The organism is Prevotella sp. P2-180 (assembly GCF_002251435.1).
Classification (GTDB): domain Bacteria; phylum Bacteroidota; class Bacteroidia; order Bacteroidales; family Bacteroidaceae; genus Prevotella.
Map to the genome: position 1 here is coordinate 1 of NZ_NPJI01000099.1, position 16,446 is coordinate 16,446.

Genomic DNA, 16,446 nt, shown 5'->3' on the forward strand with positions numbered 1-16,446 from the left:
TTTCAAGGAGGTTTCAAATTATAAGTATAATATATATAATAATAAATAATATATTTATATATATTTATTATTAACTACGAAAACATATACATGCAAAATGAATTTGCTCAATTTGCTTTTGCTCAATTTGCTCACTTTTGCTCGTTTTTACAAGGCAAAAATATTATAACTACCTATGTCTCAATACCTTACAAGACACACCCTTGTTTTGCGAGCAAATTGAGCAAAAGCAAATTGAGCAAAATTGAGCAAATTGAGCAAAAAAGCGTGTTTGTTCCGGGTGAAAATGAGGTGACGGAAATGGGTAAACGGCTTGTTTACTGCAAGGCAGTGAATCCGATGCAGGCGGCATATCCGGATGCTGTTGTAGCGAAGTCACTGCGTGCCTGTTGCGGAAGAAGAACGGAGAAAAAGCAGTAACAGGACGAAGGAATGGCAGACGGAAATGTTAACGCCGAGCGGAGAGAATGTTAAATCTTTAATTTGAGACGAAAATAATTGAGAAAATATTTGGAATAACGAAAAATATTTCGTAACTTTGCATCGTCAAAACAAATCAAGGTATAGCGCAATAAACCATGGATACCAAGAGGAAATATGACAAGGAGAGAAGTAAAATAAATTATCAACCCTAAATCACTATTTTTTATGGCAATTTTGAATGGAATACTAAAGAAACTGAACGGTTCGGCTGGTAGCCTCACGTTCAAGCAAGTGAACGGACAGACGGTTGTTTCAGAGAAGCCGTCGACTGTAAGGAACTCTCGAACGCCAAGTCAGCAGCGACAGCGCACAAAGTGGGGAAACGTGGTGCAGATGTACAAGGGCATCTGTCCGCTCATCAACTACGGATTCGAGTCGAAACCCGTGGGATGCAGCGACTACAACATGTTCATGAAGACGAACATGAAGCTCACCGACATCTATCTCACCCGCGAAGAGGTGGCAGGAGGCGGATGCATAGCGGCTCCATACCAGCTCACCCAGGGCTCGCTCCCGGCCATCGTGGTGACCGGCTCGGCAGACAACGCCCGCACCGACATCAAGCTCGGCAGCCTCAAAATCGACGCAAGCACCACCGTGAAGGACTTCTCGGCGGCTGTGGTGACCAACAACCCTGACTACGACTATGGCGACCAAATCTCGTTCTTTGACGTGCTGCAACGTGTGAATGCGGTGACGCAGATACCTTACTGCCAGTTCCTCGCCACCAACGTGGTGCTCGACAAGACGAGCGAGGTGAAGCTGCTCGACCTCGTGAGCAAGTACGGCTTCGCCACCGTGGACGGCTATCTCGGTCATATCGAGGGTGAGGGCAACGGAGTGTATGCGTGGGTTCACAGCCGCAAGGACAGCGGAAAGACTCTTGTGAGCACGCAGATGTTTGTGGACAACAACGCGGAGATGATAGCCGAGTACAGCGGCGACCAGGCTTACAAGCGCTCTGTGAAGACCTACGGCGGCGAGAGCTCTTCATTCCTCACCCCGGGCACTGCCACCACAACCGCCAACAACGGCTCTGCAGGAGAGACTGAAACTCCACCAAGCTCGAGCGATAGCGACCTTGGGAGCTAACGAAATATCTACATTTTCGGAATTAAAGATGTATCTTTGCAAAGGTTTTTTAGACAAAACCAATTTGGAAGAAACTTTAAACAACATGATACCCTATTTATTCAAAAAAAAAGGGTGGTGTACAACGCTTTGTACCCTACCCTTTTTAATAAATTAATAAGACTATGGAGCGGAGAGAGAGGGATTCGAACCCCCGGTGCCTCTCAGCACGACGGTTTTCAAGACCGTTGTAATCGACCACTCTACCATCTCTCCTTTGAGGGAGCAACAGTGTTGCGTCTCAATTGCGGGTGCAAAGGTACACACTTTTTTCTTATTCTCCAAATTTTTTGGACGTTTTTTTTATATTTACCTTAAATTTTTCTGTTTTTACCCCATTTTTGACCCTATTTCACTCCTTAATCTTGGTTTTTTCATACTTTATATGTAATTTTGCACCATGATTTATCCAAAGAATTTTGAAAGCAAAATAGGCTTCGACGAGGTTCGGGCCATAATGAAATCACATTGTCTTAGCACAATGGGAAAGGAGACGGTGGACAACATGACACCGTCGGACCAAGCAATGGAAGTGAACGAACGACTCACGCAAACAAGGGAATTCAGACTGCTCATGGAACAGCACGACGACTTCCCCATGAACTTCTTCTTCGACGTGAGGGAGGCCGTGGCAAGAATAAGACTCGAGGGAACACACCTTGAAACGGAGGAACTCTTCGACCTCAGACGATCGCTGGAAACCATACACAGAATGACGTCTTTCCTCAGAAGAAGTGACAATGCGGACAACTCTTCTGAGGAGGAATCCACATTCGCCTACCCCGCCTTAGCACGCATGACCGACGAGGTGAAGACCTTTCCCGACATCATACGCCAGACAGACAGAATTCTCGACAAGTTCGGACGCATAAAAGACAACGCCTCCGACCACCTCTTTACTATCAGACAGGAATTGGCTCGTACTGAGGGTAGCATATCAAAAACCCTCAACAGCATACTCAGAGCGGCACAAAGCGACGGACTGGTTGAAAAGGACGTGGCTCCCACCATGCGCGACGGACGTCTCGTGATACCTATAGCTCCGGCTATGAAAAAAAAGATAAAGGGCATCGTGCACGACGAGTCGGCTACGGGAAAGACCGTGTTTGTGGAACCGGCGGAAGTGGTAGAGGCAAACAACAAAGTGAGGGAACTCGAAGCCGAAGAGCGGAGGGAGATAATAAGGATTCTGACTGACATCACTGCCATCGTCAGGCCTCACGTGAAAGAAATACTACGCTCTTACGTGTTTATGGGACAAATAGATAATGTACACGCACGAGCGGAAATGGCAAAACAGATGAAAGCCATTGAACCTGCGGTTGACAACAAGCCTCTGATAGACTGGATAGAGGCCCGACACCCGCTGCTGCAGAGTTCACTCGAAAAACAGGGAAAAAAAATAGTGCCGTTGGAAATCACGCTCACAGCAGACAAGCGCATACTTATTATCTCAGGACCTAACGCCGGTGGAAAATCGGTGTGCCTTAAGACCGTGGGACTAATGCAGTATATGCTGCAATGCGGCCTGTCGATACCCGTGAGCGAAAGGTCGAAGACGGGCGTGTTCCAAAATATCATGATAGACATTGGCGACGAACAAAGCATTGCCGACGATCTCAGCACCTACTCAAGCCACCTGCTGAACATGAAAAACATGATGCGACACGCCAACAACGCCACACTGCTGCTCATCGATGAGTTCGGTGGAGGAACGGAACCCACCATCGGTGGAGCCATAGCCGAAAGTGTACTGAAACAGTTCTGTAAGAAAAAGGCTTACGGAGTGATAACCACACACTACCAGAACCTCAAGCACTTTGCCGACAGCCACGAAGGCGTGGTGAACGGTGCCATGCTCTACGACCGCCACGAGATGCGCGCCCTCTTCCAACTTGCCATCGGACAGCCAGGCTCTTCATTTGCCATAGAGATTGCTAGAAAGACGGGAATACCCGAGGAGGTGATTGCCGACGCGTCGGAAATAGTGGGCAGCGACTACATCCAAAGCGACAAATACCTACAGGACATTGTGCGCGACAAACGATACTGGGAAGCAAAAAGACAGACCATACACCAGCACGAGAAATCTCTCGAACAGAAAATCGCCAACTACGAGAAGGAGCTGCAGGAACTGGAACGCAGCCGAAAGGAGATAATCCGAAAGGCTAAGGAACAGGCGGAGGAAATATACCGCGAAGGCAATAAACGCATAGAAAACGCCATTCGGGAGATAAAGGAGAAACAGGCGGAAAAAGAGGCAACAAAACGCATAAGGGAAGAACTCAAGGCCTTTGAGGAGGGCATGATGGAGGCTGGAGGAAAGAACGAGACCGACGAGATGATAGAGCGCAAGATGAAGCAGATACAGCAGAGGCGGGAGAGAAAGGCTAAACGAAAGGAGGAAAAGATGAAAAACCAGCCCGCCGCCAACACTGAGACACCTGCACAGCAACCTGCCAAGGACCAGACAGAGATAGTGAAGGGCGACACCGTAAGGATAAAAGGACTTACAACGGTGGGACGCGTGGAACTAATAGACGGAAAGATGGCTACCGTGGTGTTTGGAGACATGAAGACGAAAATGAGGGTAGAAAGGCTCGAACACGCAAAGCCTGTGGTGACATCCACAAAAACCGACGACCGCAAGCAGTTGCTCGGCTACGACGTGAGCCAGCAGACCCGCTCGGCCATCGACTCCCGCAAGCTGAACTTCAAGCAAGACATAGACATACGTGGCATGAGGGCCGATGAGGCTCTCAACGCCGTAATGTATTTCATCGACGACGCCATACTCGTGGGCATGAGCCGCATACGCATTCTTCACGGTACCGGTACTGGAGCCCTGCGGCAGGCCGTAAGGCAGTATCTGAACACGGTGCCCAACGTCAAGGCATTCCGCGACGAACATGTGCAATTTGGCGGAGCGGGTATCACGGTGGTGGACATAGACTGAGGACTTACAGTTAAATTGTCATAAAATTATTGGAAAGTTCACGCCGTGTTGGAATATTTTTATAACTTTGCCGCATTATTAACCAAAATAAATAAGAGAAGAAATGAAAAAGACTATCCTTATGAACCTTCTGATGGCTACTGCCATCACCGCCACGGCTCAAGACGTGACATTCAAGGTTAAGGGCACAGTGCCTGACACGGTAAAGACCGTTGTGGTGTTTGTTAACGGCAACCAAAGAAACCCCATAGCCACCGCCAGCGTCTCCGGAGGAAAATTCACCATTGAGGGACAGGCTCCAAAGGACGCCATCCTCGGCATCGGATACCCGCAACAGCGAGGCATAAGAAACATGCCGGCCGTGAACGACGGGGAACCTATTGAAATAATGCTCACCGACGAGTCGTGGGTGAAGGGCTCAAAACTAAACAATGAGTTCAGCAACATGAACAACCAGAGCAACATCATGATATTGGCTGCCTCACAAATCAAGGAATGGCAGGAACTGAGAAACGACAAGACGGCTGAGGGAAAAGCCAAGTTAGAGAAAATAACAAAGGAAATAACAGCCATGGAAGAGAAGTGTGACAGCATAAAGATTGAATATGTAAAGGCTCACAGCAACGACGTCACACCGGCTTATTTAATGAGTCAGATGTACTACCAGTTTGACTACAAGGAACTCACAGACTTCATCAACTCAGGTGCAGTATGGGTTAACCATCCGATGTGCGCCCCAATGAAAAAACAGGTGCAGGCACTTGCCAAGAGACAGCCGGGAGTGATGTTCACCGACCTGGAGATGAACGACATCGACGGAAAGCCGGCAAAACTCAGCGACTGGGTGGGCAAGGGCAACTATGTGCTCGTGGACTTCTGGGCAAGCTGGTGCGGACCGTGCCGTCGCGAGATGCCACACGTGGTAGAGGCTTACAACACTTACAAGGAAAAGGGTTTCGACGTGGTTGGAGTGAGCTTCGACAGCAAGGCCGACGCATGGAAGGGTGCCGTAAAGTCTCTCGGACTAAACTGGCACAACATATCCGACCTGAAATACTGGCAGTGCGCAGCTGCTGAAGCCTACGGCATCAACAGCATTCCATCGAACATACTCGTTGGCCCCGACGGCAAGATAGTAGCTTCCGACCTGCGCGGACAAGCCCTGCTCGACAAGCTGGCGGAGATTTATAAGTGAGGAGAGAGGAGTGAGGAATGTTTTAGAAGGTAGAGGGTAGAGATATGAACTGAGCCGCCCTTCTGCATGGCCGAAAATCCAGGCTTGGACATATCTATACCCTCTTCCCTCCAAAACTCTCCTCGCTAACCACACTTATTGTTTAAAATAAAAAACATAGCATTATGCATAAGATTCTTCTACCAATAATGATGATCGCCATGCTGCTCACCACGGCATGCACAGTGAGCGACAACCCAAGCAGCGGCGACAACAACACCGGAGCCGGTGACCACAACGTGAGACGTTACAGCCCCATAACAGCCAATACCGAGAGTAATAATTGGATAAACTGCGGATGCTATGCCGCTGATGCCGAAAACATTTTCTTCTCAAACGTGGAGAACAACATACAGAGGCTATACTGCAGAAACATAAAAAGCGGGAAACTTACCATTGTAGACGAAGAAAGTATTAATGACTTAGGAGACAAGTTCAAATACGCTTTCATAGAAGACGGATACCTATATTACTCCCAATACATTGACGGCGTAAACATATACAACAGGGTAAAGACAGACCTCAGCCAAAAACCCGAAAGGAGATATCGGGAAAACAAGGAAATGCTTTATGCCTACGCATTCGCCCGGGTTGGGAAAAAAGTATATTTCAACACCGACGACAATATGGAAAACATGGCATACTGCATCAAAACATGGGACCTGGACACAAATGAAACTGAGACTGTGAACATTGCAGGGGACATTGACCAATACTACGGATTCAAAGTACAGGACAACAAACTCTTCGCCTCCATGCCGATAAATAAAGGAAACAGCCATGGAGCAAACATTGTATGCTTCGACCTCACGACAGGCAAGAAAACAGAACTTGTCGATTTTTGCCGTGCCAACAACAGGGCAACCATCATGGACGGGAGACTCTACTACTATGACAACAAGCTTTGCAGCGTGGACCTTGAAGGCAAAAACCCACAAACACACATAACTCTTGAGAACATAATATCCACCAACTCGCACGACGGTCTGATATATATCATGACCCGCAACAGTACTACTTCTACAAAATCTGTCTACACCTACAAACCCGGCGAGGGCGAGGCGAGACTGTTGGCCGACAACATTTCCACCGGCTACGCCATACCCCAAGTCAATGCCTACGGCGACATAATTTTCGGACAATCACACAAAACCGACTTAAACAACTTGTCGGAAACTTACTACAGGATTGAGAAAGGAAATGGAGCCTTTGAGCCTCTCATCACACCGGGCGAGGCCGCCGAACGTCTTGACAGAGGCATTTACCTGCAAGGCAATACTGCTGACGCATATGCAAAACTGCTCAATATGATTACGCTGAACTGTATTCTCGAGGACAACGCAACAGACGTGACCGTGACATGGAACATCGAAGGCAAAACCATACAAGGCAAATACGACTACAACGGAAAAACCTCTTTGGCATACTCTTTTGGCCAACAGGGAACAAAAGACATAAGCTGCAGTGTGGACTACTTCGTAAACGGAGACAAGAGACATCTGGAAAAGTCATTCAAAATCGCGGTTTTCAAGCCATACAACAAAGAAGGAGTGACACCTCGCACCACCATTGAAGAACTTCATTCCATTTACCCGAACATTGAACAATACGACAAGGATGAAGTCATTGCATTAAGGACAAAGGAGGATAATGTCACAAACAAGATATTTGTATTCAACAAAAACAGCAACATCATCTACTTCTACTCTTCAACGTACAAGACAACAGAGGCCAACCCGCTCGCCAATCTCGAAAAAAACATCAACGACGGGTTCCCGGAGACGGAAGGAGAATATCAAAGGGGAATATTCCTCACAAGTGAAGACAGTGGTTCTCTTTACGAGCCATCTGACCTCGAAGGCATTGAAGGTATCACAGCGGAGGACATAGCCTTGATAAAGAAATGGCAAAACAACGAGGCTACAGAAACCGACCACCCACTGCTACTCGAAGCGGCAAAACGTCTTCGAATAATGCTTTATGCGGATTATGAGACCATGGTGACCATAGCAGCACTGCCATTCAACAACCTTTCCAGGTCTTACTCCATCACATACTCTGAAACACACAACACTTTTGTTGTAAAGGAAGTAGGTTCATTCTTGAAGGTATCGCAAGAATAGATTTTTCAAGAAATAATAAACGCAGTCAATTATGAAAAAGACTACATTACTGATAATGGCACTCGCCACACTGCTCACCACGGCATGCACAGTGAGCGACAACCCAAGCTTCGGCGGCGACAACAACACCGGAGCCGGTGACCACAACGTGAGGAGGTACATGCCTATTACAGCCAACACCGAGAGCAACAACTGGTGGGCGGCCGGATGTATGGCAGGCGACGCCAACAACCTTTTCTTCATGAACATTGAAGACGGGACAAGGCGTCTCTACTGCCGAAATGAAGCCACGGGCAAGCTGACCATATTGCTTGAGGAGGAAAACCCTGAAAACGTATTCTGGTCAAGATACGCTTTCATTGAAGACGGATACTTCTACTATTGCCAACTGTACAATGACAGCGTGACATTCAACAGGGTGAAAACCGACCTCAGCCAACTTCCGGAAAAAGACTACAGGAAGGAAAAGGGCATAAGACTATTAAGCGCATTTGCACGTCAAGGAAAAACAATTTACTTTAACTCCTATGACAACGCCCATGAGAGGTGTATCAAAACATGGAATCTTCACACCGGAGAAATAAAAATAATTGACATGCCGGAGGATATAAAAAATCATGTCGCATTAGCCATTGAAGGCCGCAACCTGATTGCATACAAGTTTATAGTGGTTGACAATACGATAAAATACAGGATTGCAAAATTCGACATGACTACAGGCAACAAAACAATCCTCGTGGAAGAATGTAACAAAAACAACAAGGGCACAATCATGGGAGGAAGGCTGTACTACTTCGACAACAACTCGCTTTACAGCATCGACCTCGATGGAAACAATCTTAAAACTCATCTCACCGACATAAATATCATCTTGATAAACTCTCATGACGGACTCATCTACATTTACGCCAAAGACCCGGACACAAACCAAAAAAGCCTTTATACATACAAGCCGGGGGACATCTCACCGCAAATGGTTGCAAATGACAGCAACACAATGAAACTGGAAATTTCGCCATACGGGGACGTGGCTTTCTTCAGGTCTTTTGGGAATTACTACAATTCCATATACTACCGAGGGGAAAAGACAAGCGGAACCATTGAACAACTCGTACCTCCCGGAAGTACTCCCCAAAGACTTGAAACCACTATAACAGACAGAGAGTAACACGTCAAAATGACATGATGACAGACTGATTTTCTCACCTTTCGCAGCAGGAAAACGCATTGACAACATGATGTGGAATGCTCAATAAAATTTGGAATTATATAGTATAAACAATTAAAAGCACCAACAATTTGATTATGAAAAAAACAACAACATTACTGACCTTTACGCTCGCTATCGCCATGCTGCTCACCACGGCATGCACAGTGAGCGACAACCCAAGCGGCGGCGGCGACAACACCGGAGCCGGCGACCACAACGTAAGGAGATACAAGCAAATATCTCCAAGCACGGAAAGCGTGAACTGGAAAAACTACGGCTGCACCGCAAGTGACACGGAAAACACCTTCTTCGCCAACATAGAGGACGACATACAACGACTGTACCACAGAAACCTGACAACAGGGAAACTTACCATAGTACAAGAAATCGACCTCTCGGAATGGGACAACAGGTTCAAGTATGTGTTTATTGAGGACGGATACTTCTACTACTTCAACAAACAGGAAGACCACTACATATACAACAGGGTGAAGACCGACCTCAGCCAGCTGCCAGAGACCGGATACAGGGAATACAACGAGCCGGACTTTTCCAACATCTTTGCGAGGACAGGAAAGACACTGTACCTCAACACATACGCTAACGAGAAATACGCCATAAAGACATGGAACCTGGACAACGGGGAAGTGAAAGACGTGGCATTGGCTGAATACAACGGGAAGTATACAGGCACAATGGTGGTGGACAACAAACTGTACGCCTACAAATACAAGGTGGTGGACAAAAGGACAAAGGCTGAGATTGTATGCTTCGACATCAACACCGGAGAGAAAAAATTGATTGTAGAACAATGCAACATCAACAGTAATCTGGGAGCTGTAATGGACGGAAGACTCTTCTACTTCCAGGACTCTGAGCTTTGCAGCGTAGACCTCAACGGCAACGACCCGCAGACACACCTAACCGACATATACATCAAAAAGATAAACTCACACGACGGACTCCTGTACCTGTACGCCGACAACGCAGAAGACAACAGGTACGACATTTACACCTACAAGCCTGGCGAGGCGGCACCTACGCCACTTAACTCCATTGAAAAAAACACTTACTTCGAAATAAACCCATGGGGCGACTTGTTGTTTACGCAAAATGACCAAAGCTACACCCACGAGAGCTATTACTGCATAAAAAAGACAAGCCGAAACATAGAGCCACTGCTCTATCCCAACGAGGAAGCCGAAAGACTGCAAGCTGGATTGATAGTGAAAAGCCAGGATGCGGACACATACGTCAACATCCCGAAAACCATCACCGCATATACATTCCTCGAGAATGACGCAACAGACGTGACTGTGACATGGAACATAGAAGGCACAACAGTAAGCGGGACATACAACCACGAAGGCAAGGCATGCGCCACTGCAACATTCAACTCCACAGGCTTGAAAAACCTCTCCTGCACCATAGATTACATTTCGGCCGGAAAGAAGAAATGCATTACCACTGATTGCCAAATAATTGTGCTCTACCCGTACAACGACAAGGGAGTGACACCGCGCACCACCAAGAAGGAATTAGAGCAGATGTATCCCACGATTGAAGTAACCGACGAATGGTATGACATGGCGCGATATGTATTGAAAAACCCCGTCGACACACTCTACTATGAGTCATTCAGCTATGTAAACGGAAGGATTACCAACGTGACAAAAAACGAAAGGGCAGACGAAGAAGACCCAATGAAGTCGCTTAATGAGTTTATCGAAAACGGTGACTTGTCGGAATCGCCAAAGGACATGCGAAAACTCTTCAAATATGCCGACGGAGAGATTACAGTCGTATATGACAGCCCCGACAAACTGGAAGACGCTACGGATGAAGACAAGGCCTTGCTCAACAAATGGCTCGGAGGCAAGGAAACCGAAGCCGACCACAAGCAACTGATCGAGACTGCGAAGCGTCTCAACGTGGGATTCTATGCCGGAAGATTCTTCTCCATAGGACTCAGCGGACTTCCGTTTTCCGCATACATGAAATCATTCATGCTGAGACATTCGGAGAAAGACGGAACGTTCATAAAACAGGAAATCAAGATGTACGACAACATTTTTTAAAATACACAGCAATGAGAAAATTTTCTATACTGACAACACTCGCGCTCGCCATGCTGCTAACCGCGGCATGCACAGTGAGCGACAACCCAAGCGGCGGCGACAACACCGGAGCAGGAGACCACAACGTGAGACGGTACACACAAATATCACCAAGCACGGAAAGCGTGAACTGGGACAACTGCGGTTTCACTGCCAGTGACGCCGACCACACCTTCTTCATGGAAATTGAGGACAATATACAGCGGCTGTATGCCAAAAACATGAAGACGGGAAAACTCACCATCATACATGAGATGGAAGAAGAAAATTTCGTGTCAAGATTCATGTTCCCATTTGTGGAGGACGGTTACCTGTACTACTATCAGGAAACAGGCAACCCCACATACCACAGGGTGAAGACCGACCTCAGCAAAATGCCTGAAACAAACTACTGCACCATGGAAACAAATGTGTCGCAGGTGTTGTTTGCAAGACAAGGAAAGAAAATATACCTCTACGCCTACGAGGGCGGATATTTAGTGACAAAGGTTTGGGACATTGGAAACAACACCGTTGAGCCGCTCGCAATAAGCCCACTGCTCGAGGAATACACCCCTTCACTAGTGACGGGCGAGAAACTTATAGCATACAAGCTAAAACGCGTCAACAAACGGACAAGGGAGGAAATAGCCTGCTTCGACATGAACACAGGGGAAAAAACCACGCTCGTGGACTCATGCAACTACGACACAAAAAAGGGGGCAATACTTGACGGAAGGCTATACTACGCGACCGACAACGAACTGTGCAGCGTTGAACTCAACGGCAACAACCGCCAGACACACCTCTCAAACATAGAAATCGGGAGCATCAACTCACATGACGGACTCATATACTTCTATACCAGATATGACGAGGGAAATCCCGACCTTTACACCTACAAGCCAGGCGACGACAAGCCGCAGCTGCTGAAAAATGATTTCGACGTGACATTCTTCGAAATGGAAATATCACCCTACGGCGACGTGATGTACAGAAAGGACAACGAGTCTGGCGACATCAAATACTACTGCGTGGAAAAGGCGACGGGAAAGACAGAGCCACTCATCGCGCCGGGCGAGACTGCCGAACGCATCACCACTTCAATCATACTAACTCCAGGACAGGGAGACGCATACACCAACCACCCGAAGACCCTCGAAGCCCAGTGCCTTTTGGAAAATAATGCAACTGACTTAAAGGTGACATGGACCGTGGACGGGAAAAAGACCGAAGGAACACTCGACACTGACGGAAAGACAAGAGTAACCACCACATTCACCACCTCAGGACTGAAGGACGCAAGCCTCAGGATAGACTACTCTTGCAACGGGGTAGTCAAGAGTGCGGAGAGGAAATTCCAGCTTATAGTGCTCTTCCCTTACTCTTTCGACGAAAGGCTGACGCCACACTCCACACTGGAAGACCTGAAAGAGATTTATCCAGACATCAAGAGGAACAACAGCCAGACATACATACTGCAAGACCCCGAGGACACGCTGCACTACACTCAGTTTAACGTCAACAACACTATCCTCGTCGTAATGGAGAACGCGGTGGCAAAGGAAAAAGACCCGCTGACAAACCTTAACAAGTTTATTGACAATGTCCCTGACGACCTCAAAAAGCGATCCGTCCGTTACGCCATAGGCCACATTATCGGAAACGACATGTTTGAAGTAATCTCATCACCCAAGGACATTGAGGGAATAACAACAGAAGAAATCCTGGCGCTGAAGAAATGGAAAGACGGGAAGGCCACCGAGGAAGACCACCCGACACTGCTTGCTGCCGTTAAGCGTCTCGGCATCGACCTCATGGCAGCGAGGTATTATGAAATGCCCATTGCCACATCTTCTTTCTCTGCATACGCCACAGGCTTCTTCTTAAGCTACTCTCAGATTCTGGGAAATTACCGATACATGAGAATGCAGAATTACCCGACATTAATGTAATGAGAGGGTAAAAGGTAGAGGGAAGAGGGTAGAGATATGAACTGAGCCGCCCTCCAGCGTGGCCGTAAATCCTGGCTTGGACATATCTCTTCCCTCTACCCTCTTCCCTCCAAAACACTCCTCACTCCTCTTTAACCACAATAATAGCTGACGTTTTCTCCCCTACCCTGCATTTTTCGCTTGTACGCTCGCCTACAAGCCAAATGATCTCGCCACGGGCATCCTCCACAACAAGTTGACCGCGACGCTGGAAATAGTTTTTCTTGCGGTCGGTAAGATAGTCGCTGACGAGCTTGGAGCCTTTCATGCCGAAAGGCGAGAAACGGTCGCCTTCGCACCATGGACGCATGGTGAGCGGAAAATCCAACTTCGAGGCGTCGAGCATGGCTACGGCAGCCGACTTCACAATTGTGAAGCCCTCAGATCCCCTTTCTTGCCTCTCCACCCTCACTCGCCTTTCACCATATACATAAACGCCCTCCATAGGCATGCTCAACGGCTTGGGGCGTTCGGCTATACGGCCTACAAGCAGACGATGGGGCTCGCAGGCTATCTCATGGGTAGGAGACTGCACCGCCTTTCCCTTCATTCCCCCCTTCATCATGCGCATCACCACCACAGCCTGCTGAGGGGTGAAACCATAACGTCCAATGATTTCCACAAGGAGATATTCCGGCGACGGCGAGGAAAGGAGTTTGTCTACGGAAATAACGTCTATACCGTCGTTGCCTACGGTTACTGTTTCATGCGACAGTTGGTCCACAGCCCACCTGACCATCTTTTCTGCCTCCTGCAGGTGACGGGCGGTAGTGTCGATGCCACGCGGGGCATTCGGATTGATGGAACAAAGCTGCGGCATGACCTCAAGGCGGAACTTGTTGCGTGTGGCGTCGGTCTCAAGGTTGGTACTGTCGGTCACATAAGTTTGGCCCTTGCGCCTGAGATATGTTTCGATGTCACTGCGCGAAACGCCGAGAAGCGGACGGAGGACATGTCCGTTGACTGCCCTTATGCCCGCCATTCCGTTAAGTCCTGTACCGCGCACAAGATTCATCAGCACGGTTTCCACATTATCGTCGCGATGGTGAGCAACGACAATGGCTTCAGCCCCGATGTCTTGCCGTAGCCGTTCGAAATAGCCATATCTGAGGTTGCGTGCAGCAGTCTCTATGCTTTGTTTGTGCAGTTCGGCATACCCACGCGTATCGAAATGCACACGATGTAGTTTTACGCCATTTCGCTCGCAAAGGTCAATCACAAACGCCTCGTCGCGGTCAGCTTCCTCGCCACGCAGGTGGAAATTACAATGCACCGCCTCCACACTGTAGCCTTTGTCTAACATCATCAGCAGCAATGCCACGCTGTCGGCACCGCCACTGAGTGCCACGAGATAAAGTTTCTCCTTATATAATATATCACAGTTTAACATATCCCTACCCTCAAAACATTCCTCACTCAACATACACCACCAACCCCTTCAGGTATTCCCCTTCGGGATGGAAGATGTTTACTGGATGGTCGGCAGGCTGGTGTAGCTGATGGAGTATTCTCACCTTACGGCCTGCTAAAGCGGCTGCGGTGAAGACGGCATTGCGGAAATTATCTTTCGTCACTACCTGGGAGCAGGAGAATGTAAACAAGATTCCTCCGGGCTGAATCTTCTCAAAAGCCTTCTGGTTGAGACGGGTATAACCCTTCAAGGCGTTGTGAAGTGCTCCGCGGTGCTTGGCAAAAGCCGGTGGGTCGAGAATGATGAGGTCGTAGCGGTCGCCCATTCGGTCGAGATACTTAAAGGCATCCTCACAGAAAGCCTCATGGCGTGTGTCGCCGGGGAAATTCATTTCGACATTGCGTGTGGTGAGTTCTATTGCCTTAGCGCTACTATCGACAGAATGCACCAGTTCGGCACCTCCGCGCATGGCATAGAAAGAGAAGCCGCCGGTGTAGCAGAACATGTTAAGCACCTTCTTGCCATGGGAGAAACGCTCAAGCAACGAACGGTTTTCACGCTGGTCGACGAAGAAACCTGTCTTCTGACCCTTTAGCCAGTCAACATGGAACTTCAGCCCGTTCTCCATTGCCACATTGTCATCGCTGCCCCCCACTATAAAACCGTCCTCCTGTCCGAGGTCGGCCTTATATGGCAATGTTGTCTCACTTTTATAATACACATTTTTCACACGGTCGCCCGCCACCTCGACAAGGCAGCGCGCTATGGCCAAGCGCTGCTGGTGTATGCCTACGCTGTGAGCCTGCATCACGGCAGTGTCGCCATAGACGTCGATCACGAGTCCCGGAATGTTGTCGCCTTCACCATGTACGAGGCGGTAGGTGTTGTTGTGCGGGTTGTCGACAATGCCTATCGACTGTCGCATCCTGAACGCAGACCTAAGACGCGACGACCAGAACTCGTCGTCGATGGTAACGTCGCTGAACGACAACACCCTTACGGCAATAGACCCTATCTGATAGTGACCTACTGCTATAAACTCACCACCGGCAGTGATGACTCTCACCACTTCGCCTTCTTCCAACTCACCCTCGGTGCTCTGTATGGCACCGGAGAAAATCCATGGGTGGAAGCGTTTCAGACTTTCTTCCTTACCCTTCTTGAGATATACTTTCCTGTACATTGTCTTCTTGTCTTATAAGTTCAAAATCACCCGTGGCCTCCAGTCGTTGCAGCTCTTCGTAAATCTTGATGCAGCTCCAGGCGTCAGTGGCGGCATACACTTTCTGGCCATCGGAAAGGATGTCGGCTTCCCAGTTTGTCAGCCGCTGGCTCTTGCTTATCTTACCTCCAAAGAGGTTGGCATAAATCTTTTGTAGACTGAGATCTTCAATGCCAATCTCGCTCACATGGTCCTGAATGTCGAAAAAATTGCCAGGAGTGAACTTCTCCAACTTGTTCAGTGCAGTCACATCATCATGTAGAGAAAGTCCTACCTTCAGCACCGTGGTATCCTCAAGCAGCCGCTTCACAGGAGCGCACATCTTGATATGGTTTAGCCGGAAGAGGAAGCACACATCGCGAGAGGAAACCTGTAGCAGCGCTACCTTATACAAGGTACCTCTGCGAAAGGATGGCCGCGTCTCGGTATCGATGCCAATGATGTCCTGCGACAACAGATAGTCGACAGCCCTCTCAGCTTCAGATTCCGACACCACTACCACAATCTTCCCTTCGAAGTATGCACGTGGCAAATCGGCTATTTTTTTCTTGTCAAACTTGTCGTATAATAGTTTTTTCATCACTTT

General features: G+C 48.3%; 11 protein-coding genes and 1 tRNA gene. 8 read left to right on the forward strand and 4 right to left on the reverse strand.

The window, feature by feature from the left end; all coding sequences use genetic code 11:
- The first annotated feature begins 90 nt into the window (after nt 1-90).
- Complete coding sequence (locus CIK98_RS14040) at nt 91-420, forward strand: hypothetical protein (RefSeq protein WP_094385301.1); 330 nt, start codon at nt 91-93, stop codon at nt 418-420.
- Between the two features lie 228 nt (nt 421-648).
- Nucleotides 649-1,575, forward strand: a complete 927-nt coding sequence (locus tag CIK98_RS14045) for a hypothetical protein (protein ID WP_094385303.1) — start codon at nt 649-651, stop codon at nt 1,573-1,575.
- 170 nt (nt 1,576-1,745) lie between these two features.
- On the opposite strand, the gene CIK98_RS14050 is transcribed toward CIK98_RS14045, so the two are convergent.
- Nucleotides 1,746-1,830, reverse strand: a tRNA-Ser gene (locus CIK98_RS14050).
- A 184-nt stretch (nt 1,831-2,014) separates the two neighbouring features.
- Between CIK98_RS14050 and CIK98_RS14055 the strand changes: the two genes are divergently transcribed.
- The 6 genes from CIK98_RS14055 (at nt 2,015) to CIK98_RS14080 (ending at nt 13,188) form a co-directional block, all read left to right on the forward strand.
- The gene (locus CIK98_RS14055) at nt 2,015-4,570 is read left to right on the forward strand and encodes an endonuclease MutS2 (RefSeq protein WP_094385305.1); all 2,556 of its coding nucleotides are present in this window, start codon (nt 2,015-2,017) and stop codon (nt 4,568-4,570) included.
- 103 nt (nt 4,571-4,673) lie between these two features.
- Nucleotides 4,674-5,765 carry a TlpA disulfide reductase family protein gene (locus CIK98_RS14060; RefSeq protein ID WP_094385307.1) on the forward strand — a complete coding sequence of 364 codons (1,092 nt, stop codon included), beginning with the start codon at nt 4,674-4,676 and terminating at the stop codon, nt 5,763-5,765.
- A 164-nt stretch (nt 5,766-5,929) separates the two neighbouring features.
- Nucleotides 5,930-7,927 carry a hypothetical protein gene (locus CIK98_RS14065; protein WP_141210557.1) on the forward strand — a complete coding sequence of 666 codons (1,998 nt, stop codon included), beginning with the start codon at nt 5,930-5,932 and terminating at the stop codon, nt 7,925-7,927.
- A gap of 31 nt (nt 7,928-7,958) precedes the next feature.
- Nucleotides 7,959-9,095 (forward strand): hypothetical protein, encoded by a 1,137-nt coding sequence (locus CIK98_RS14070; RefSeq protein WP_094385310.1) that lies wholly within the window; start codon nt 7,959-7,961, stop codon nt 9,093-9,095.
- Between the two features lie 137 nt (nt 9,096-9,232).
- Complete coding sequence (locus CIK98_RS14075) at nt 9,233-11,215, forward strand: hypothetical protein (RefSeq protein WP_094385312.1); 1,983 nt, start codon at nt 9,233-9,235, stop codon at nt 11,213-11,215.
- An 11-nt stretch (nt 11,216-11,226) separates the two neighbouring features.
- On the forward strand, nt 11,227-13,188 hold the full coding sequence (locus CIK98_RS14080; protein ID WP_141210558.1) for a hypothetical protein: 1,962 nt from the start codon (nt 11,227-11,229) through the stop codon (nt 13,186-13,188).
- A gap of 121 nt (nt 13,189-13,309) precedes the next feature.
- Here the strand turns inward: CIK98_RS14080 and tilS are convergent, their stop codons facing one another.
- From tilS to CIK98_RS14095, 3 genes are read right to left on the reverse strand one after another with little or no spacing between them, the layout of a single operon-like run.
- Entirely contained in the window at nt 13,310-14,617 is a 1,308-nt protein-coding gene (gene tilS, locus CIK98_RS14085; protein ID WP_094385316.1) for a tRNA lysidine(34) synthetase TilS, read from the reverse strand.
- Nucleotides 14,618-14,639: 22 nt separating this feature from the next.
- A complete protein-coding gene (locus tag CIK98_RS14090) occupies nt 14,640-15,821 on the reverse strand; it encodes a class I SAM-dependent rRNA methyltransferase (protein ID WP_094385318.1) in 1,182 nt (393 codons plus the stop codon).
- A complete protein-coding gene (locus tag CIK98_RS14095; RefSeq protein WP_094385382.1) occupies nt 15,790-16,440 on the reverse strand; it encodes a 3'-5' exonuclease in 651 nt (216 codons plus the stop codon). Before CIK98_RS14095 ends, CIK98_RS14090 begins: the two co-directional genes overlap by 32 nt.
- Nucleotides 16,441-16,446: the final 6 nt, after the last annotated feature.

Bases quoted from the DNA above. Each gene is read 5' to 3' on its own strand.
- CIK98_RS14090 (WP_094385318.1), bottom strand. From the start codon at position 15,821: ATGTACAGGAAAGTATATCTCAAGAAGGGTAAGGAAGAAAGTCTGAAA.
- CIK98_RS14045 (WP_094385303.1), top strand. From the start codon at position 649: ATGGCAATTTTGAATGGAATACTAAAGAAACTGAACGGTTCGGCTGGT.
- CIK98_RS14075 (WP_094385312.1), top strand. From the start codon at position 9,233: ATGAAAAAAACAACAACATTACTGACCTTTACGCTCGCTATCGCCATG.
- CIK98_RS14070 (WP_094385310.1), top strand. From the start codon at position 7,959: ATGAAAAAGACTACATTACTGATAATGGCACTCGCCACACTGCTCACC.
- CIK98_RS14060 (WP_094385307.1), top strand. From the start codon at position 4,674: ATGAAAAAGACTATCCTTATGAACCTTCTGATGGCTACTGCCATCACC.
- CIK98_RS14095 (WP_094385382.1), bottom strand. From the start codon at position 16,440: ATGAAAAAACTATTATACGACAAGTTTGACAAGAAAAAAATAGCCGAT.
- CIK98_RS14065 (WP_141210557.1), top strand. From the start codon at position 5,930: ATGCATAAGATTCTTCTACCAATAATGATGATCGCCATGCTGCTCACC.
- CIK98_RS14040 (WP_094385301.1), top strand. From the start codon at position 91: ATGCAAAATGAATTTGCTCAATTTGCTTTTGCTCAATTTGCTCACTTT.
- CIK98_RS14080 (WP_141210558.1), top strand. From the start codon at position 11,227: ATGAGAAAATTTTCTATACTGACAACACTCGCGCTCGCCATGCTGCTA.
- CIK98_RS14055 (WP_094385305.1), top strand. From the start codon at position 2,015: ATGATTTATCCAAAGAATTTTGAAAGCAAAATAGGCTTCGACGAGGTT.
- tilS (WP_094385316.1), bottom strand. From the start codon at position 14,617: ATGTTAAACTGTGATATATTATATAAGGAGAAACTTTATCTCGTGGCA.